The organism is Streptomyces sp. NPDC059696, assembly GCF_042733745.1.
Lineage (GTDB): Bacteria > Actinomycetota > Actinomycetes > Streptomycetales > Streptomycetaceae > Streptomyces.
Genome location: NZ_JBHWFG010000134.1, coordinates 1 through 1102, shown reverse-complemented (window position 1 = coordinate 1102; position 1102 = coordinate 1). Strand labels below are relative to the sequence as shown.

Sequence of the window (1102 nt, the reverse complement as noted above, 5' to 3'; positions counted from 1 at the left end):
GTCCATGTGCGGAGCGATCGCGCTGCAGACCGCGGAACTATCACCGCTCAAGCGGCACATCCGTGCCCTGGTGCTTGATGGTCCGGTAGTGAACTGGGTGGCGGTCCTGGCCCACCACGCGCGCCTGAACCGGATTCCCGCGCAGGTTGGCAGGCTGGGGCAGTGGCTGATCTCCAACGCTGCCGGCCGGACACTGACCGGGCTCGCCGCACCGCTGGATTTGCGGAGCATGGACTGGGTGTCCCGGGCCGAGGAAATCCGGACCCCCGTGCTGATCGTGCACAGCGAGCGGGACGAGTTTGTTCCCGTGGGTCCCTCTGCGGACCTGGCGGAGAAGAATCCGGACCTGGTGACTTTCGTCCGTTTCCCGCAGGGCGGGCATACCCGCGAATACAACGTTGACCCTGCCCGCTGGGAGGACACCGTGGCCGGATGGTTGGAGACAGCTATCGGCCGGACCCGCCGTCCGTCTGAGCACCGCTAGGATTCAGCCAGCCTGTTCGTCTGCTGAGCGTCCGTGTTGCCGGCGGCTCATTGTGGCCGGCTGTGCCGGATGCGAGCATAGGGGAAGCCGGAAACGGCGCCGGGCGCCTGTCCCTGCTGTCCACTGTTCTCCGGTACCGGGTGCCGGTAGGAGGAACCCATGCTCGTCGTCGCGTCCGTCTTCGCACTCATTGCCGCTGCCATCCACGTGTACATCTTTGTCCTCGAGTCGATCCGGTGGACGGCCCCCGCGACCATGGAGCTGTTCCGGATTCCCAACGGCGAACAGGCGGCCCATACCCAGGGGCTCGCCTACAACCAGGGCTTCTACAATCTTTTCCTTGCCGTGGGAGCGATCCTCGGCGTCATCCTGCTGGGGGCGGGGAACGTCGCCGTAGGGGCTACCCTCGTCGGCTACGCCGCTGCCTCCATGATGCTTGCCGGCGTGGTGCTGCTTCTGAAGGACTCCCGGATGCTCCGTCCAGCATTGATCCAGGCCGGCCCCGCGCTGCTGGCCCTCGTGTTCCTGATTGCGGGGCTTTGAGACTGGTCCTTGGCCAGGGGGCGGGGCGGGTTCCTTGCTGCGTGGCAGGGATACGCAGTTTCTTGGGGGCGGTTC

At 66.2% G+C, this 1102-nt stretch carries 2 protein-coding genes; both read left to right on the top strand.

The annotated features are described in order from the left end of the window. Nucleotides 1-484: alpha/beta hydrolase (locus tag ACFV20_RS37120; protein ID WP_385665580.1), on the top strand; the 484-nt coding region annotated here is incomplete at its 5' end. A 159-nt stretch (nt 485-643) separates the two neighbouring features. Then, nucleotides 644-1027 carry a DUF1304 domain-containing protein gene (locus ACFV20_RS37115; RefSeq protein ID WP_385665577.1) on the top strand — a complete coding sequence of 128 codons (384 nt, stop codon included), beginning with the start codon at nt 644-646 and terminating at the stop codon, nt 1025-1027. The last annotated feature ends 75 nt before the right edge of the window (nt 1028-1102 follow it).

Excerpts from the sequence above, each read along its gene's own strand:
- ACFV20_RS37115 (WP_385665577.1), top strand. The coding sequence starts at position 644 with ATGCTCGTCGTCGCGTCCGTCTTCGCACTCATTGCCGCTGCCATCCAC.